A 16,984-nucleotide genomic window follows, 5' to 3' on the forward strand; every position below is an offset into this window, starting at 1 on the left:
CCCGGTGGAGCGGATGATGCGGGACGCGAAGATCACGCAGATCTACGAGGGCACCAACCAGGTCCAGCGGATCGTGATGGCCCGCAACCTGCCGTGACCGGAGCCGGCGACCTGGGCACATGGCCTCGGAGCTCGTGCGCCCCGAGCTGGTGACCCGTGAGCTGGTGACCCCTGAGCCGGTGACCTGAGATCATGGATAAACCCTACAAAGAGCTCGTGGTCGAATCGGTTGCGTTGCACATCTGAATGACCATCAATGCCCTGGCACAGTGGCAGATGAGTCCGCGACTCCCCGTGCTCACCGGCGCGGGGAGTTGTGGTTCTCTCACAATCTCCACAACAAGCAGGGGGTTCGGTCGATGAGTGCTGACGACGACCGCGTGGTGGTCACCGGGCTCGGCGCGACGACGCCGCTCGGCGGGGACGTCGCCTCGACCTGGGCCGGGATGCTGGCCGGGCGGTCGGGCATCCGGGCGATCGAGGACGAGTGGGCGGCCGGGCTGCCGGTGCGGATAGCCGGGCGGCTGGCGGTCGAGCCGTCCGAGGTGCTGGACCGGGTGCAGGCCCGGCGGATGGACCGCTGCGAGCAGGTGGCGCTGATCGCCGCCCGGCAGGCCTGGGCCGACGCGGGCACGCCCGAGGTGGATCCGGAGCGGCTGGCCGTGGTGATCGGCACCGGTACCGGCGGCGCGCTCACCATGCTCGGGCAGGACGACGTGCTGGAGGCCTCCGGGGTCCGCAAGGTCTCCCCGCACACGGTGCCGATGCTGATGGCGAACGGCCCGGCGGCCTGGGTCAGCATCGAACTGGGCGCGCGGGCCGGCGCGCACACACCGGTGAGCGCCTGCGCGTCCGGCGCCGAGGCGATCGCGATGGGCCTGGACCTCATCCGGCTCGGCCGGGCGGACGTGGTGGTCGCGGGTGGCGCCGAGGCCTGCGTCTGCCCGCTCACGCTGGCCGGGTTCGCCCAGGCCAAGGCCCACTCCACCCGCAACGACGAGCCCGAACTGGCCTCCCGCCCGTTCGACGCGGGCCGGGACGGCTTCGTGATCGGTGAGGGGTCGGTGGTGGTCGTCCTGGAGCGGGCCGGGTTCGCCGCGGCCCGCTCGGCCCGGGCGCACGCCACGCTCGCCGGCGCGGCGGTCACCTCGGACGCGTTCCACATCACCGCGGCCGCGGCCGAGGGCCAGGTCCGGGCGATGCGCCGGGCGGTGGCCGAGGCGGGCCTGGCGCCGGCCGACATCGCGCACGTGCACGCCCACGCCACCTCGACCCCGCTGGGCGATCTGGTCGAGGCCGAGTCGGTGGCCGAGGCGATCGGGCTCCACCCGGTCGTCACGGCGACCAAGTCGATGACCGGCCACCTGTTCGGCGCGGCCGGGGCGATCGGCGCCCTCGCCGCCGTCCTCGCCCTGCGCGACGGCGTGGTCCCGGCCACCCGGAACCTCGACACCGTCGACCCGGCCGTGAAGCTGGACGTGGTCACCGGTGCCCCGCGCCGGGGCGCGCTGACCGCCGCGCTCACCAACTCCTTCGGGTTCGGGGGCCACAACGCGACGCTGGTCTTCACCCCGGCGCCGTGAGGTCCGGCGGGGGCTCCGGGAGGCCCGGCTCCGGGCAGTGGGGGGCGGGCCCGGCGAAACCCGGGAGACGGTTCGCCGGGCCCGCCCTAGGGTGGTCGCCATGTCTACGTCATCGCCGACCCTCCGACTGGAGAAGGTCACCCCCGCCACCGTCGACGCCGCGCTCGAACTGAAGGTGCGCCCGGACCAGGAGCAGCTGGTCTCGCCGGTCGCCAAGTCCCTGGCCGAGGCGTACGCGCACGGCGACACCGCCTGGCCCCGGGTGCTCTTCGACGGCGACCGCGCGGTCGGGTTCGTGATGGCGTTCTTCGACATCGCCTTCCGGCCCGACCGGCCCGGAGACCGGCTCCGCTCCGGCCTCTGGCGCCTCAACATCGCCGCCGACGAGCAGGGCCGGGGCTACGGCCGCTTCGCGGTCGAGCAGGTCTGCGCCGAGATCCGCCGCCGCGGCGGCGACCGGGTGACGGTCACCTACGTGCCCGGCGACCACGGCCCGGCCGCGTTCTACCGGCGCCTCGGGTTCCGCCCCACCGGCGAACTCAGCGGCGACCAGGAGGTGGCGGAACTCGACCTCTCCGGCGCCGAGCCCTCGGGCGCCTGAGGCCGGCGGGCGGAAGTCAGGCCCGCCGGTGCCCGCCGAGCCGGGGGGCGGGGGCCGGAGATCGGGCCGTCCGAGGTGTCCCCGTTAAGAAGTGCGGAGCAGGAAGTCGGCCCGGCCGACTTCCTGCTCCGGCGGTGCGCGGCGCCTCAGCCCAGCAGCAGGTACTTGGTGGACGGGACACCCTGGGTGTAGCTGCAGTCGGTGTTCTGGGTGCTCTGGCTGTACGTGAACCCGGACGGGACGGTGCACGCCCAGAGGCCGTTGACCGGCTTGCGGAGGTGGAAGGTGGTGGCCTGGACGCCGGGCTGGAGGCTGCAGGCGCTCGTGTAGGTGATCCGGTCGTAGGTGAACGCCGGGGTGCCCATACAGGCGGTGAGGCCGTCCACCGGCGTCCGCAGGTGGTACGCGTTGGAGGTCACGCCGGGCTGCTGGCTGCAGGCGCTGCCCCAGGTGATGGCGTCGTAGACGAACCCGGGCGAGCTCTTGCAGGCGGTCAGTCCGTCGACGGGCGTCCGCAGGTGGAACTGCGGTGCGTTCCAGCTGCCGGAGCTGCACGCCCGGTTCATGGCCACCTGGTCGTAGACGTACCCGGCCGGGACGTCGCACGCCCAGGCCCCGTCGAGTCCGGTGGTGGCCGCGGCGGCGGTGGTCGCGGTGGCGGCCCCGGTGAGCAGGAGCGCCAGGGCCGCGAAGGCGGCCAGGAGCGGGCGGATCGGGCCGGTGCGGGCGGTGCGTGCGGCGGACATGGGTCTCCCGGGGAAGCGGTCGGTGACATGGGATCGCACGGTGGCGCCGGGCGCGTGCGCGCCCGCTGCCGCCGCCGGTTCTAGCACGGACGGCCGCGCCGCCACCCCGGTACGGCGGCCCGGTCGGTCGCGGCGACCACCGCCGTCCACTCCGGCCCGTGTCGGGGCTCCGACCCGCCTCAGCCGATCAGCGCCGCCGCCTCCTGCCGCGCCTGGCGCAGCCACTGCGCGCGGACGGCGTCGGCCGAGTCCGTCACCGTGCGGAAGACGGTCCGCCGCACGTCCGTCACGCCGACGTAGGGCAGCACGCAGGCGGCCCAGATCCGCTCCAGCGGATCACCGAACTCGGCCCGCTCGCGCTCCTCAGGGGTGTCGGAGGTGTTCAGCACCAGGGCCCGCCCGGCGCGGAGCAGCCCGGCCGGCTCGCCGTCCGCCGCGCCGAGCTTGTACGCCACGCCGGGCACGAGCACCCGCTGCACCCACCCGGTCAGGACGGCCGGCGGCATGCCCCACCAGTTGGGGTGGATCAGGACGAGCGCGTCCAGGGTGGCCACCTCCGCCCGGTGCAGGGCCAGTCGCGGATCGGCCGGCTCCGCCGCGGCGTCGACCGTCTCGGTCTCCCCGGCGGCCAGCGCGGGTTCGAACCCCTCCGCGCAGAGATCGTGCGCGAGCACCTCGTGGCCGCGTCCGCGCAGTTCGTCCACCACGGCGTCGAACAGCGCGTGGTTGAAGCTGCCCGGTCGCGGGTGCGCCAGATAGACGCCGATCCGCCCCGTCTCCGTCGTCACGCTCATGTCCCGTTCCCCCCTTGTCGGTTGACCTGAGGGCGATGTTAGGGGACCGCCCGGCGGGGTGCGGGCCCGGGACCTGGCCGGACTCCCCGCGCGAGCGTGCCGCCGGGGACCGCCACCGCCACCGGGACCACCCCGGTCGCCCTGCCACCCGCCGCCGGCCCCTGTCGAGGCCGGTCCGGAGCCGCGGCACGCCCGGCGACCGGACGATTTACGGGGCCGTCGCGCGTACCGGGGGGCGGCATGCCATGATCCCTGCATGGGTTCCAACGTTTACTTCGACATCACCATCAACGACGAGCCGGCCGGGCGCATCGTCTTCAAGCTCTTCGACGACATCGTCCCGAAGACCGCCAAGAACTTCCGCGAGCTGGCCACGGGCGAGCACGGCTTCGGCTTCAAGGGCTCCTCGTTCCACCGCGTCATCCCGGGCTTCATGCTGCAGGGCGGTGACTTCACCCGCGGTGACGGCACCGGCGGCAAGAGCATCTACGGCGAGAAGTTCGCGGACGAGAACTTCACCCTCAAGCACACCAAGCCGGGCCAGCTCTCGATGGCGAACGCGGGCCGCAACACCAACGGCTCGCAGTTCTTCATCACCACCATCGTGACCGACTGGCTGGACGGCAAGCACGTCGTCTTCGGCGAGGTCGTCGAGAACCTCGACCTCGTGACGAAGATCGAGTCCTACGGTTCGCAGAGCGGCCGTACCTCGGCGAAGATCACCATCGCCGACTCGGGCATCGTGGCCTGAGGTCCGACTCCCTGACGAGCCCAGGAGCAGGAAGTCGGCCGGGCCGACTTCCTGCTCCTCGCACATCCCGGCCCGGTACGACCGGCCGCGCGACCTGAGCCCTACGTCCAACGACCGATGGCCCGGCTCCCCGCCGGCCCGCTGGAATGGACACCGTGGATCACCCCCCGGCCGTCGACGGCCTCACCGGCACCCAGGTGGACGCCTACCTGGCGCGGATCGGCCTGCCGCGCCCCGGCCGGCCCTCGCCCGCCGCCCTCGCCGAGCTGCACCGCGCGCACCTCGGCACCGTGCCCTTCGAGAACCTGGGCATCGGGCTCGGGGAGCCCGTCGTCCTCGACCCCGGCACGCTGTTCGCCAAGCTCGTCACCCGGCGCCGCGGCGGCTTCTGCTACGAACTCAACGGCCTGTTCGCCGCGCTGCTGCGGGCGCTCGGCTACCGGGTGGACCTGCTCGGCGCCCGGGCCTTCGACGGGGACCGGCCCGGCCCGCCGTTCGACCACCTCGCCCTGCGGGTCGACCTGGCCGAGCCCTGGCTGGCCGACGTCGGCTTCGGCCGGTTCAGCCACTTCCCGCTGCGCCTGGACGAGCGCGGCCCGCAGCGCGAACCCGGCGGCGAGTTCACCCTGGTCCCGCACGCCGACGACGAGCTCGACGTGCTGCTGGACGGCCGGCCGGAGTACCGGCTCGGCCTGCGCCCCCATCGGCTGGCCGACTTCGTGCCCACCTGCTGGTGGCAGACCACCTCGCCGGACTCCCACTTCACCCGCTCGTCGACCTGCTCGCGGCTCACCCGGGACGGCGGCCGGATCACCCTCGGCGGCGTCCGGCTGATCCGTACCGGCCCGGACGGCGCGCGCACCGAGGAGGACCTCGACGAGGCCGGCGCCCTGGCCGCCTACCGCGAGCACTTCGGCATCACCCTCGACCGCCTGCCGGTGCCCCCGGCGCCCGCCGCCCGACCGCGGCCGGAGGATACCTAGGCGGTGCGGCCCGGCCGGGCGGCGGCCGGCCGCCAGGCGTCCTCCCGCAGCCCCAGGCGGTGACGGCGGCGGTGGATCAGCGCGGTGACGAGAGACGTCCACGCATGGTGGCCGGCCCGTCGCAGCGCCTCACGGAGGCCGGCGGTGTCACTTCACGTCCGGTACGGCGGTGTCGTTCTTGAAGGCGTCGAAGACCTGCTTGGCTTTGGCGCTGTCCCACTTGACCGCCGACTCGCCGGTGTTGGTCCGGAAGTCCGGGTTGGCGATCGGGACGGTGATGCTCTTGCCGTCGCCGCCGTTGACGTCCTTCATGGCGAGGAAGAGCGAGCCGAGGTCGGTCAGGCCGGCGTCGTCGTCGACGATCAGGGTGCCGAGGCCGGAGTCCACCAGCGGGTAGAAGGTGAACGGGTTCAGCACGGTGGCGGGGGAGGCGGCCTGCTTGGCCAGCGCGCCGAGGAACTTCTGCTGGTTGCGCATCCGGCCGAGGTCCTGGTCGGCCATCTGGTGGCGCTGGCGCACGAAGGCGAGGGCCTGGGTGCCGGTCAGGCTCTGGCAGCCGGCCTTCAGGTCGAGGCCGGAGTCCTTGTCCTTGACGTCCTGGTCGATGCACATGTCGACACCGCCGACCGAGTCCACGATGCCCACGAAGCCGGCGAAGCCGATCTCGGCGTAGTGGTCGATGCGCAGGCCGGTGTTGAGCTCGACGGTCTGCGCGAGCAGCTTGCCGCCGCCCGACGCGAAGGCCGAATTGATCTTCGAGGTGGTCGCCTTGACCGGCTTCCCGTTGTCGCCGGTGTGCTCGGGGATCGGCACCCAGGAGTCGCGCGGGATGCTCATCAGGGTGTTCCCGCCGTCCCCGATGTGCAGGATCATCATCGAGTCGCTGCGCTTGCCGCCGGCGTGGCCGGTGTGCAGGTCCTCCTCCTGGGAGTCGGAGAGCCCGTTGCGGCTGTCGGAGCCGACGATCAGCCAGTTGGTGCCCTTCCCGGCGGCGGGGCGGCCGGGGTAGTCGGCGAGCACGTTCTCGTGGTTCAGCTTGGAGTCGGCCCAGAACCAGGTCGAGACGGCGGTGACCATGACGGCGATCAGGACGCCGAACACCGACCACTTGACGATCCGGCGCCGCGGCCAGCGCGAGGGCCGGGCAGCGGGCGGCTGGGTACCGCCCGGGGTTATCGGCCCGCCGGGCGCGCCGGGGCCGCCGGGCGCCCGGCGGCCCTGCGCGGGCACGCCGGGACGGCCGCCCGGCTGCCCGTACGACTGCGGCTGCCCGTAGCCCTGCGCGGACCCGTAGCCGGGTGCCTGGGCCGGCGGCTGCGCCTGGCCGTACTCCTGCGGCTGTCGCGGCGCCGGGGCCCCCGGGCCGCGGGGGTTCAGCCCAGCCGGCAGCGGCGGCTCGGCCGCGTTGCCACCGCCGCGCCCGTACGCGCCGCCGCCGTTGCCACCGCCGCCCGGGCGGCCCTCCTGCCACGTGTTCATGTGGGAGAGAATGCCCGACGCCGGGTGCGGTGACTCCCCCCGGGGCCCCCACCGGGGCCCTTGTAGCAGTTTTGATGCACGCGCCGGATCGTTCCGCCGCACGTTCCCGCGCGGGTGCGCGGCGGGCTCACGGCGGGCTCACGGCCGCCCTACGGAGGGTGGCGGACGGCGCCGCGCCGGCTGCCGCCGCCGCCCCCGTCCGCCCGCCGCCCGTCTCACCATCCGTCTCACCCTGTGTTCACCAGCCGGAACGATCCTTGACCGGTTCGAACAGCGCGTGTTTGCATGACTGCCATGGATCAGCGATGGACCCTCACGCGTCGGCGGCACGTCGACCTTCAGCGTGTGTCCTGTTCGCTCTGTCGTGGCTGACGCGCGCCCGTCGAACCCTCTCCTCCCCGCACACCCCTCTCCAGCGTTTCCCGCCGCCCGCGTGGCGTGCTCTCCGCTGTCGTAGCGCCGTCCCCGCTTCCTGCCCCGAGGTGAACCCATGGCCACCGTCCTGTCCGTTTCCGGCTCGCCGTCCGCGACCTCCCGCACCACCCGCCTGCTGCGCCACGTCGACGCGCAGCTCGAAGCCCGAGGTCACCGGGTCGTCCCGTTCGAGGTGCGCAGTCTGCCCGCGCACGCCCTGCTCTCGGCGGACTTCTCCCATCCCGAGATAGTCGCCGCGCTGGAGCTCTTCGCCCGGGCGGACGGCGTGGTGATCGGCACGCCGGTCTACAAGGCGGCCTACTCGGGTCTGCTGAAGACCCTGCTCGACGTGCTGCCGCAGTACGCGCTGACCGGCAAGGCCGTCCTGCCGCTGGCCACCGGCGGCTCCACCGCGCACGTGCTGGCCGTCGACTACGCGCTGCGTCCGGTGCTCAGCTCGATGGGCGCCGGCCACATCACCCAGGGCTGGTTCGTGCTCGACCGTCACATCACCGTCCGGGAGGACGGCGCGACCGTGATCGAGCGCGAGACGGACGTGCTGCTCACGCCCGTGGTGGAGGCCTTCGCGACGGCGCTGGAGCGGCTCGCCACTCCGGCCTTCGCCGGCTGACGGGGCCTGCGGCACGGTCCCGTACGGGCCGACCCCGAGAAGGGTGGCGGCGACCCCTAGGGGGAGGGGCGCCGCGCCCCGTACAACTACGGTTGGGCCGCTTCATACCGGCGGATGACGAGCGGTTCGCTCGCCGCTCCTAACGTGGATCACATCCCCGCTCGTGCGGATCAGGACCGAGGTTCCGGTGAACCGGAGGGTCCTGGACACACCGGGTGGGTGGGGCTGACTACCGGTCAAGAACTCTCTCCTGCACCATTTCGCGGGCAGGTGGGAGCGACGAGGCTGGAGTCAACGGGTGGGCCCACTTCTGAGGAGAATCCAGTGACGACGGCAGCAGCAGCCGTGTACAACCCCCAGCTTCCCGGCGGCGCCGCCGCCGTGGCCGCCTCGGCCCGTCAGGTGACCAAGGCCTACGGCACGGCCGAGACCAGGGTCACCGCACTGAACGCGGTGGACGTCGACATCCAGCGCGGCCGCTTCACCGCGATCATGGGCCCCTCGGGCTCCGGCAAGTCGACCCTGATGCACTGCCTGGCCGGCCTGGACACCGTCACCGACGGCCGGATCTGGATCGGCGACACCGAGATCACCGGCCTGAAGGACAAGCAGCTCACCAGGTTGCGCCGGGACAAGATCGGCTTCATCTTCCAGGCGTTCAACCTCCTCCCCACGCTGAACGCGCTGGAGAACATCACGCTCCCGATGGACATCGCCGGCCGCAAGCCGGACACCGCCTGGCTGGACCAGGTCGTCGAGACCGTCGGCCTGGCCGGGCGCCTCAAGCACCGCCCGGCGCAGCTCTCCGGCGGCCAGCAGCAGCGCGTCGCGGTCGCCCGGGCCCTGGCCGCCCGCCCCGAGATCATCTTCGGCGACGAGCCCACCGGCAACCTCGACTCCCGGGCCGGCGCCGAGGTGCTGACCTTCCTGCGGCGCTCGGTGGACGAACTGGGCCAGACCATCGTCATGGTCACCCACGACCCGGTGGCCGCCGGCTACGCGGACCGCGTGCTCTTCCTCGCGGACGGCGTCATCGTCGACGAGATGCACGCCCCCACCGCCGACTCCGTCCTCGAACGCATGCGCCGTTTCGACGGCAAGCGCACGAGCTGAGCGGGGACCGGGACATGCTGCTCAAGACCTCACTGAGAACCTTCCTCGCCCACAAGGGGCGGATGGTGCTCTCGCTGCTCGCGATCGTCCTCTCGGTCGCGTTCGTGTCCGGCACGCTGGTGTTCTCCAACACCGCCACCAGCACCTTCGACCGGCTCTTCGCCTCGACCGCCTCCGACATCTCCGTCCAGCCCGCCAAGGCCGGGATCGACGGCGACGACGACGCCCCCGGCGGCAAGGTGGCGACCCTCCCGGTCGACACCGTGCAGCGGATCGCCGCCACCCCGGGGGTGCGGACCGCGGTCGGGCAGGTGTTCACCCAGGACGCCGTCCTGGTCGACCCGGCCACCAACAAGGCGATCGGCCCGACCAGCGGCGCGCCCACCCTGACGGGCAACTGGACGGAGACGCCGCGCAATTCGGTGGAGATCACCTCGGGGCACACCCCGCAGGGCGCCGACCAGGCCGTGCTGGACGCGGACACCGCCAAGAAGGCCGGCCTCGGCCTCGGCGGCAAGCTGCGGGTGATCGCCGGCAGCGGCAAGCACGACTTCACCATCGCCGGCATCGCGACCTTCAAGACCACCAACCCGGGCGCGGCGCTCGCCTTCCTGGACACCGCGACCGCCCAGCAGGTGCTGCTCGGCACCACCGCGTACACCTCGGTCGAGGCCTTCGGCGACGGCACCCGCACCGACGAGCAGCTGAAGGCGGACGCCCTCGGCGCGCTCGGCGGCGGCTACCAGGTGAAGACCGCGGCGGAGCAGAAGGCGGAGAACAACAAGGACGTCGGCTCCTTCCTCGGCTTCATGAAGAACGCGATGCTCGGCTTCGCGCTGATCTCCGCCCTGGTCGGCGGCTTCCTGATCATCAACACCTTCTCCATGCTGGTCGCCCAGCGCACCCGGGAGATCGGGCTGCTGCGCGCCATCGGCGGCAGCCGCAAGCAGGTGAACCGCTCGGTGCTGATCGAGGCGCTGATCCTCGCGGTGCTCGGTTCGACCATCGGCCTCGGCGCCGGCCTGGGCCTGGCGGCCGGTCTGATCCAGCTGATGAAGGCCATCGGCATGAACCTCAGCGCCGCGGACCTCCAGATCACCGCGGACGTGCCGATCGCCGGTTACGCCCTCGGCATCGTGGTCACGCTGGTCGCGGCCTGGTTCCCGGCCCGCCGGGCCGCCCGGATCGCCCCGATGGCGGCCCTGCGCGACCACGGCACTCCGGCCGAGGGCCGCTCCAACCTCGTGCGCACGGTGATCGGCCTGGTGCTGACCGCCGGCGGCGGCGGCCTGCTCGTCCTGGCCGCCAAGGCCGACAAGGCGGCCACCGGCGGGCAGTACCTGGGCCTGGGCGTGCTGCTCACCCTGATCGGCTTCGTCGTCCTCGGTCCGCTGCTGGCCACCAGCGTGGTCCGGGTGCTCGGCGCGCTGCTGCCGGCGCTGTTCGGCCCGTCCGGCAAGCTCGCCCAGCGCAACGCGATGCGCAACCCGCGTCGGACGGGCGCCACCGCCGGCGCCCTGATGATCGGCCTCGCGCTCGTCATCGGTGCCTCGGTCTTCACCTCTTCGGTGATCAAGTCCACCAACGAGCAGATCGACACGTCGGTCGGCGCGGACTACATCATCTCCGCCGGCCGCACCGGTCTCACCCCCGAGATGGTGAAGGCGGCCGAGAACACGCCGGGCATCGAGCACATCACCCGTCAGCAGTTCGTACCGGCGCTCTTCACCACCCCGGACGGCAAGACGGCCAAGGAGGGCGTGTCCGCGGTCTCGCCGAGCTTCACCGCGGACTTCAAGCTCCCGGTCAAGTCCGGCAGCGCGGACGCGCTCGGCCAGGGCGCGATCGTGGTCGGGGAGACCTTCGCCGCGGACCACGGTCTCAAGGTCGGCGACCGGATCGGCATCGACTACGGCAAGGGCCGCGCCCAGACCCTGCCGGTCGGCGTGATCCTGACCAAGGGCAACTCGCTCTTCGACGGCAACTACTTCATCGGCCTGGACACCCTCGGCAAGGCCGTCCCGGTCGCCGACCAGGGCAATGACGCGGTCGTCTTCGGCAAGGCCCGGCACGGTTCGGACGTCGCCGGGACGCTCACCGCGCTGGAGTCCTCCTTCAAGGAGTACCCGCAGGTCACCGTGCGGGACCAGGCCGGCTACAAGGACCTCGTCCAGGAGCAGGTCAACTCCCTGCTCTACATCATCTACGGCATGCTCGGCCTCGCGATCGTGGTCGCGGTGCTCGGCGTCGTCAACACCCTGGCGCTCTCGGTGGTGGAGCGGACCCGGGAGATCGGCCTGCTGCGGGCGATCGGGCTCTCCCGGCGTCAGCTGCGCCGGATGATCCGGCTGGAGTCCGTGGTGATCGCCCTGTTCGGCGCGATCCTCGGGACCGGTCTCGGCCTGGCCTGGGGCATCACCGGTCAGCGGGTCCTCAAGGACCAGGGGCTGGAGACGCTGGCCGTCCCGACCGGCACGATCGTGGTCACGCTGGTCGCCTCGGTGGTCATCGGCCTGGTCGCGGCTCTCGTACCGGCCTTCCGGGCCGGTCGGATGAACGTCCTCGCGGCCATCGCGACGGACTGACCCCCGGATCGGGGGATCGGGGGAGGGCAGGGGCCGGGTGCGTCACAGCACCCGGCCCCTGCCGGCGTTCCCGGCGCCGCGGCCCGGCAGCACGAGACCCGGGCCTGCGGGCCTACGGGCAGACGATGTCGGACGCCTTCTCGGCCGCCACGGTGGCCGACGGGGTCGCGGCGGGCGCCGGGGCCGGGGGCGGCGGCAGCGGTGCGACGGTGGCCGCGGCCGGGCTCGCGCCCGGGGCGGCCGGGTAGTCCCCGCCCGCGTACACCTGGAGGGTGGGCCCGAGGCCGGGGACGGCGGTCGACTCGGCGCCCGGGAGCGCGGCGGCCAGCGTCCGGGCGGACTCGGTCCAGCGCGGGTCGTAGCGGACCACCGTCCGGCCGGGCGCCGTCCCCGCCGGGGCGTTCGACGGCGCGCCGGTGGTGGCGAAGCCCGCCCGCCGCAGGTCGCCGTCGACCCGGGCGCCCAGCCCGGGCACCCCGGCCGCGTTGAACACCTGGACGTGCACCTGCTCGGGGGGTACCGCGGCCGGGGCGACCGGGGTCGCCGCAGCGCTCGGCCCGGTGGTCGCGGCGCCGGGGGAGGCGGCCGCCGCGGGGGAGGCGGCCCCGCCCGGGTCGGGCTCGCCGGCCGGTGCGGAGCCCGGTGCGGAGCCCGGGGCCGGGCCCGCCGCGCCCGCCGCGGCGTTCAGCGGCCGCCCGGCCCGCATGGCGTCGAACAGGGCCTTCGCCCCCGCCTGGTCCCAGAGCACGGTCGAGCCCCAGCCGGCGACCTGGTGGTCCAGCTTCGCCAGCGGCACGGTCGCGAAGTCCGCGCGCCCCGCCGAGAGCTCCCTCAGCCTGGACGCCAGGGTGATCAGGTCGTCGGTGGTGAGGTCCTTGTCCGCCTTCACCGAGCCGAGCAGGCTGTCCGTCAGCCGGGCCAGCCGGACGGGGTTGAACAGCGTGCCGCTGTCGGTCACCTGGTGCAGCAGCTGGGCGACGAACTTCTGCTGGCGGTGCATCCGGCCGAGGTCGGCGCTGCCGTCCACGTGCCGGGCGCGGACGTACCTGAGCGCGCCGGCGCCGTCCAGGGTGCTGGTGCCGGCCGGCAGGTCGAGGCCGGAGTAGTCGTCCTTGAGCGGCTTGTTGGTGCAGACCCGCACGCCGCCGACGGCGTCCACGGCGGAGACGAACCCGGCGAAGTTCACCTGGAGGTAGTGGTCGATCCGCAGCCCGGTGTTCTGCTCCACGGTGGCGACGGTGAGCTGCGGCCCGCCCATCCCGAACGCCGCGTTGACCTTCCCCTTGCCGGCCGGGACGTCCTTGCGGGTGACCTGGTCCCGGTGGGCGGGGATGTCCACGTAGGAGTCCCGGGGGATGCTGATCACGCTGGCCCGGGAGCCGTCCCCGGCGACCTGGACGATCATCATGGTGTCGGTGCAGTGGCAGGACTCGCCCCCGGCGTGCAGCACCTCCTTGAGCGTCTTCTCCGGGATGCCCTCCCGCTCGTCGGTGCCGACCAGCAGGAAGGTGGTGGAGCCGTCGTCGGCGGGCCGGGCCGCGTCGCCGCTGAAGGCGTCCACCCGGTCGATCGAACCGAGGCCGTGCAGGACCGCCCAGCCGCCGCCGGAGGTGGTGAGGACGCCGAAGGCGATGCCGGCGGCCAGTCGGCGGGGCCAGGCACGGCGCCGTCCAGGCAGGGCGGAACGGGGGGAAACGGGCATCTCTCGGATGGTAGGGGCGGCCCGCTCCGGGGCCGGTGAGGGCGCGCCGGGGGCGGAGAGTACGGTGGGCCCGAGCGGCGAATCGTTCCTTCGGCGCCGGGGGCGTCAGGTCGCCCAGACCGGGACAAGACGGAGACCGGTCCGCACCGGTACGGTTGGCCCCGATGAACACCAAGGCTGCTGAGGAGCTGCCGGCGGTCTCCGTGATCATGCCGGTGCTCAACGAGGAACGACACCTGCGCACGGCCGTCCGGCACATCCTGGAACAGGACTACGCCGGGCCGATGGAGGTGGTGATCGCCCTCGGTCCGTCCTCCGACCGGACCGCGCAGATCGCCGCCGAACTGACCGCCGAGGACGCGCGGGTCAGGACGGTGGAGAACCCCACCGGCCGCACCCCCGCCGGGCTGAACGCCGCGATCCGCGGCTCCAGCCATCCGATAGTGGTCCGCGTCGACGGGCACGGCCTGCTGACCCCCGGCTACATCACCACGGCGGTCCGGCTGCTCGGCGAGATGGAGGCCGCCAACGTCGGCGGCATCATGCACGCCGAGGGCGAGACCGAGTGGGAGAACGCCGTCGCCGCCGCGATGACCTCCAAGATCGGGGTCGGCAACGCGGCCTTCCACACCGGCGGCCTGGCGGGCCCGGCGGACACCGTCTACCTCGGGGTGTTCCGGCGCGAGGTGCTGGAGCGGCTCGGCGGGTACAACGAGGAGTTCGTCCGCGCCCAGGACTGGGAGCTCAACTACCGCATCCGGCAGGCGGGCGGGCTGGTCTGGTTCACCCCGCAGCTGCGCGTCACCTACCGTCCCCGGCCCACCGTGCGGGCGCTGGCCAAGCAGTACAAGGACTACGGCCGCTGGCGCCGGGTCGTCACCCGCTACCACAAGGGCTCGGTCAACTTCCGCTACCTCGCCCCGCCGGCGGCCTTCCTCGGCGTGACCCTCGGGCTGGTGCTCGGCGCGGCCGTCCACCCGGCTTTCCTCGCGGTGCCCGGCGCCTATCTGCTCGGCATCGTCGGCGGTGCGCTGGTCGAGGGCCGCGGCCTCTCGGCGAAGGCCAAGGCGCTGCTCCCGGTGGCCTTCGCGACCATGCACCTCAGCTGGGGCTTCGGCTTCCTCACCTCGCCGCGTTCGCTGGCCCGCCGGGTGATCGCCAGCCGGTCCCCGGCGACCGCCGACGTGGTCGCCGAGGCCCGCTGACCCGATCCGGCCAATCCCCCCGACCCGCTCTCACCGCCCCCGCCCCGACGCTATCGTCGGGCGCCATGGGGACAGTTGAGGGCGGGTCCGTCGTCGGTGCCCGGGTCGAGGCGACCGCGGACGTGGACGGCCGGGCGGTGCTCGGCGCCGGGACGACCGTCTGGCACCTGGCCCAGGTGCGCGAGGACGCGGTGATCGGCGCCGACTGCGTCATCGGGCGCGGCGCCTACGTCGGCCCGGGCGTGCGGATCGGGGACCGGGTCAAGCTGCAGAACCACGCGCTGGTGTACGAGCCCGCGGTGGTCGAGGACGGCGTGTTCATCGGCCCGGCGGCCGTGCTCACCAACGACCTCTACCCGCGCTCCGTCGACGTCGACGGCCGGCTCAAGCGCGGCGACGACTGGCACGCCCGCGGGGTGACCCTCCGGGAGGGCTGTTCGATCGGCGGCCGCGCGGTGCTGGTCGCGGGGGTGACGGTCGGCCGCTGGGCGCTGGTCGCGGCCGGCGCCGTGGTGCACCGGGACGTCCCGGACTTCGCCCTGGTGGCTGGTGTCCCGGCCCGCCGGATCAAGTGGGTCGGCCGGGCCGGCGAGCCGCTGGAGCCGGACGGCGGGGACGGCTGGCGCTGCCCGCGCACCGGTGAGCGCTACCGTGAGACGGACGGCCTGCTCGCCCCGCGCTGAGGGTCACTTGGCGCAGACGTCGGTGTCGTCCGCCTGGACGCGCTGGAGGTCCTTGGGCGCCTCGGTCGGCGCGACGGACGGGACGGCGTTCGCGGCGGCCAGGACGTCCTTGCCGAGGACCACGGCCAGCCCGTCCCTGCTGCCGGCCTTCGGGTCCTCCCGGACCGCGTCGGCCGGCAGTCCGAGGGAGGCGGCCAGCGCGGCCGCCTCGGCAGCCTTGCCGGCCGGGTAGGACACCGAACTGCTGGGCGTGGCAGTCGCGTTGGGGGCGGTGGCGGCCTTGGCGAAGCCCTGGGCCCGGAGCTTGTCGACGGCCTGCTGGGCCTGCCCGGGCGTCCCGCTGCCGTTGTGCACCGCGACCCGGACGTCCTTGGCGTCCACCGCGGCGGCGGTGGCCGTCGGCGAGGGCGCGGCCGCCGTCGGCGCGGCGGCGGCCTCGGTGGCGCCGGCCCCGGGCGCGGCCGGGGCGGCGGCGTTCCCGGTCAGCGAGCGGTCCTGGGCGACCAGCGAGAATACCTGCCCGGCGTCCGGCTGCTTGAGCACCAGCCGGTCCTTGTCCTTCGGGTCGTCCAGCACCGGCGCGGTGGTGAAGGTGATGTTCTTGGTGTCGACCTTGCTGATGTCCAGCGCCAGGTCCTTCAGCTTGTCGACGCTGCCGATCCCGTCGTCCACGGTGAGCGCCTTGGTGGCGGCGTCGGCGAGCTTCCACAGCTTGGTCGGGCTGGTCAGGGTGTCACTGCTCTTGATCGAGCGGATCATCGAGCTGATGAACTGCTGCTGCAGCGGGATCCGGGTGAGGTCGCCGCCGAAGCCGACGGCGTGCCGGGTGCGGACGAAGGCCAGCGCCTCGTCGCCCTGGACGACGTGCCGGCCCTTGCTCATCCGCAGGTGCGAGTCCGCGTCGTTGATGTCCTTGGCCGCGCACACCTCGACCCCGCCGACGGCGGTGGAGAGCGTTTTCACGGCGTCGAAGTTGACCATCACGAAGTGGTCGACCCGGATTCCCGTCGCCTTCTCGACGGTCTTCCAGGTGCAGCCCGGATCGCGGCCCTCCTGGCCGAGGCTCTCGTTGAACATGGCCCGCGCGGAACCGGGGATCTTCTTGCCGCCGGTGTTCTCGCAGTCGGGGATCGGCACCATCAGATCGCGCGGAATGCTGATCACGGTGGCGTTGCTGCGGTCCTTGGCGACGTGGAACAGCAGGGTGGTGTCCGCGTGTCCGGTGCTGCCCTCGTCGCCGTACTCGCGTCCCAGGCCCTCGCGGCTGTCGGTGCCGATGACCAGGATGTTGAGCGCGTCGCCGGCCGCCTTGGGCCGCTCCGCCTCGCTGCCCAGCTGCACCTTGACGGCGGTGATGTTGTTGTTGAAGTGCTGGTACGCGTAGTAGGCCCCGCCGCAGCCGGCCACCAGGACCAGCGCGCCGACGCCGGCGGTCCACTTCAGCACCCGCCGGCGCGGGCGCTCGGCGGCGGCCTGGCGGCGGCGGGCGGCCCGGCCGCCGGTGCGCGCGGCGGGGGCGGCCTCGGCGGCGGTGCCGGGCGTCCGGCGGCGCTGGACCGGGATGCCCGCGGCCTGCTCGGACCGGGCCTGCTCGGACCGGTACGGCGCGCCGTGGGCCGGCGGGATCCACGGGTCGGCGGGGTCGGTCTCCTGGCTGTCCTGCTGCACGGGGTTCCCTCCCTCCGACCGGTCCTCGGGTGGCGCACGGGCTGCG

General features: G+C 73.4%; 16 protein-coding genes. 11 read left to right on the top strand and 5 right to left on the bottom strand.

Annotated features, from left to right (window positions below; genetic code table 11):
• The 3 genes from ACIF6L_RS37500 to ACIF6L_RS37510 form a co-directional block, all read left to right on the top strand.
• A partial coding sequence (locus ACIF6L_RS37500) for an acyl-CoA dehydrogenase family protein (protein WP_157849844.1) occupies nt 1-97 on the top strand: 97 nt, incomplete at its 5' end.
• 262 nt (nt 98-359) lie between these two features.
• A complete protein-coding gene (locus ACIF6L_RS37505) occupies nt 360-1,583 on the top strand; it encodes a beta-ketoacyl-[acyl-carrier-protein] synthase family protein (protein ID WP_396491813.1) in 1,224 nt (407 codons plus the stop codon).
• Nucleotides 1,584-1,683: 100 nt separating this feature from the next.
• Nucleotides 1,684-2,184 (top strand): GNAT family N-acetyltransferase, encoded by a 501-nt coding sequence (locus ACIF6L_RS37510; RefSeq protein WP_396491812.1) that lies wholly within the window; start codon nt 1,684-1,686, stop codon nt 2,182-2,184.
• A gap of 146 nt (nt 2,185-2,330) precedes the next feature.
• On the opposite strand, the gene ACIF6L_RS37515 is transcribed toward ACIF6L_RS37510, so the two are convergent.
• The gene (locus ACIF6L_RS37515; RefSeq protein WP_396491811.1) at nt 2,331-2,930 is read right to left on the bottom strand and encodes a hypothetical protein; all 600 of its coding nucleotides are present in this window, start codon (nt 2,928-2,930) and stop codon (nt 2,331-2,333) included.
• Between the two features lie 179 nt (nt 2,931-3,109).
• Nucleotides 3,110-3,724 (bottom strand): NAD(P)H-dependent oxidoreductase, encoded by a 615-nt coding sequence (locus ACIF6L_RS37520; RefSeq protein WP_396491810.1) that lies wholly within the window; start codon nt 3,722-3,724, stop codon nt 3,110-3,112.
• A 256-nt stretch (nt 3,725-3,980) separates the two neighbouring features.
• On the opposite strand from ACIF6L_RS37520, the gene ACIF6L_RS37525 reads away from it, so the two are divergent.
• Nucleotides 3,981-4,475, top strand: a complete 495-nt coding sequence (locus ACIF6L_RS37525; protein WP_329487941.1) for a peptidylprolyl isomerase — start codon at nt 3,981-3,983, stop codon at nt 4,473-4,475.
• Between the two features lie 146 nt (nt 4,476-4,621).
• Entirely contained in the window at nt 4,622-5,458 is an 837-nt protein-coding gene (locus ACIF6L_RS37530; protein ID WP_396491809.1) for an arylamine N-acetyltransferase, read from the top strand.
• 147 nt (nt 5,459-5,605) lie between these two features.
• Here the strand turns inward: ACIF6L_RS37530 and ACIF6L_RS37535 are convergent, their stop codons facing one another.
• Entirely contained in the window at nt 5,606-6,937 is a 1,332-nt protein-coding gene (locus ACIF6L_RS37535; RefSeq protein ID WP_396491808.1) for an LCP family protein, read from the bottom strand.
• 294 nt (nt 6,938-7,231) lie between these two features.
• Here ACIF6L_RS37535 and ACIF6L_RS37540 point away from each other — a divergent pair, with 294 nt between their 5' ends.
• The 4 genes from ACIF6L_RS37540 (at nt 7,232) to ACIF6L_RS37555 (ending at nt 11,680) form a co-directional block, all read left to right on the top strand.
• A complete protein-coding gene (locus tag ACIF6L_RS37540) occupies nt 7,232-7,309 on the top strand; it encodes a putative leader peptide (protein WP_359810240.1) in 78 nt (25 codons plus the stop codon).
• A gap of 118 nt (nt 7,310-7,427) precedes the next feature.
• Nucleotides 7,428-7,982, top strand: a complete 555-nt coding sequence (ssuE, locus tag ACIF6L_RS37545) for an NADPH-dependent FMN reductase (protein WP_329487938.1) — start codon at nt 7,428-7,430, stop codon at nt 7,980-7,982.
• 324 nt (nt 7,983-8,306) lie between these two features.
• On the top strand, nt 8,307-9,095 hold the full coding sequence (locus ACIF6L_RS37550) for an ABC transporter ATP-binding protein (protein WP_396491807.1): 789 nt from the start codon (nt 8,307-8,309) through the stop codon (nt 9,093-9,095).
• A gap of 14 nt (nt 9,096-9,109) precedes the next feature.
• On the top strand, nt 9,110-11,680 hold the full coding sequence (locus ACIF6L_RS37555) for an ABC transporter permease (RefSeq protein ID WP_396491806.1): 2,571 nt from the start codon (nt 9,110-9,112) through the stop codon (nt 11,678-11,680).
• Between the two features lie 112 nt (nt 11,681-11,792).
• Here the strand turns inward: ACIF6L_RS37555 and ACIF6L_RS37560 are convergent, their stop codons facing one another.
• The gene (locus ACIF6L_RS37560) at nt 11,793-13,382 is read right to left on the bottom strand and encodes an LCP family protein (protein WP_396491805.1); all 1,590 of its coding nucleotides are present in this window, start codon (nt 13,380-13,382) and stop codon (nt 11,793-11,795) included.
• 164 nt (nt 13,383-13,546) lie between these two features.
• Between ACIF6L_RS37560 and ACIF6L_RS37565 the strand changes: the two genes are divergently transcribed.
• Together ACIF6L_RS37565 and ACIF6L_RS37570 are read left to right on the top strand one after the other, a co-directional pair.
• Nucleotides 13,547-14,587: a glycosyltransferase gene (locus tag ACIF6L_RS37565; RefSeq protein WP_329487935.1), complete on the top strand. Its 1,041-nt coding sequence runs from the start codon at nt 13,547-13,549 to the stop codon at nt 14,585-14,587.
• A gap of 65 nt (nt 14,588-14,652) precedes the next feature.
• A complete protein-coding gene (locus ACIF6L_RS37570) occupies nt 14,653-15,270 on the top strand; it encodes an acyltransferase (protein ID WP_329487934.1) in 618 nt (205 codons plus the stop codon).
• Between the two features lie 3 nt (nt 15,271-15,273).
• Here ACIF6L_RS37570 and ACIF6L_RS37575 read toward each other — a convergent pair whose 3' ends face one another.
• On the bottom strand, nt 15,274-16,938 hold the full coding sequence (locus ACIF6L_RS37575) for an LCP family protein (protein WP_396491804.1): 1,665 nt from the start codon (nt 16,936-16,938) through the stop codon (nt 15,274-15,276).
• Nucleotides 16,939-16,984: the final 46 nt, after the last annotated feature.

This window comes from Kitasatospora sp. NPDC086009 (assembly GCF_044540385.1).
GTDB lineage: Bacteria > Actinomycetota > Actinomycetes > Streptomycetales > Streptomycetaceae > Kitasatospora.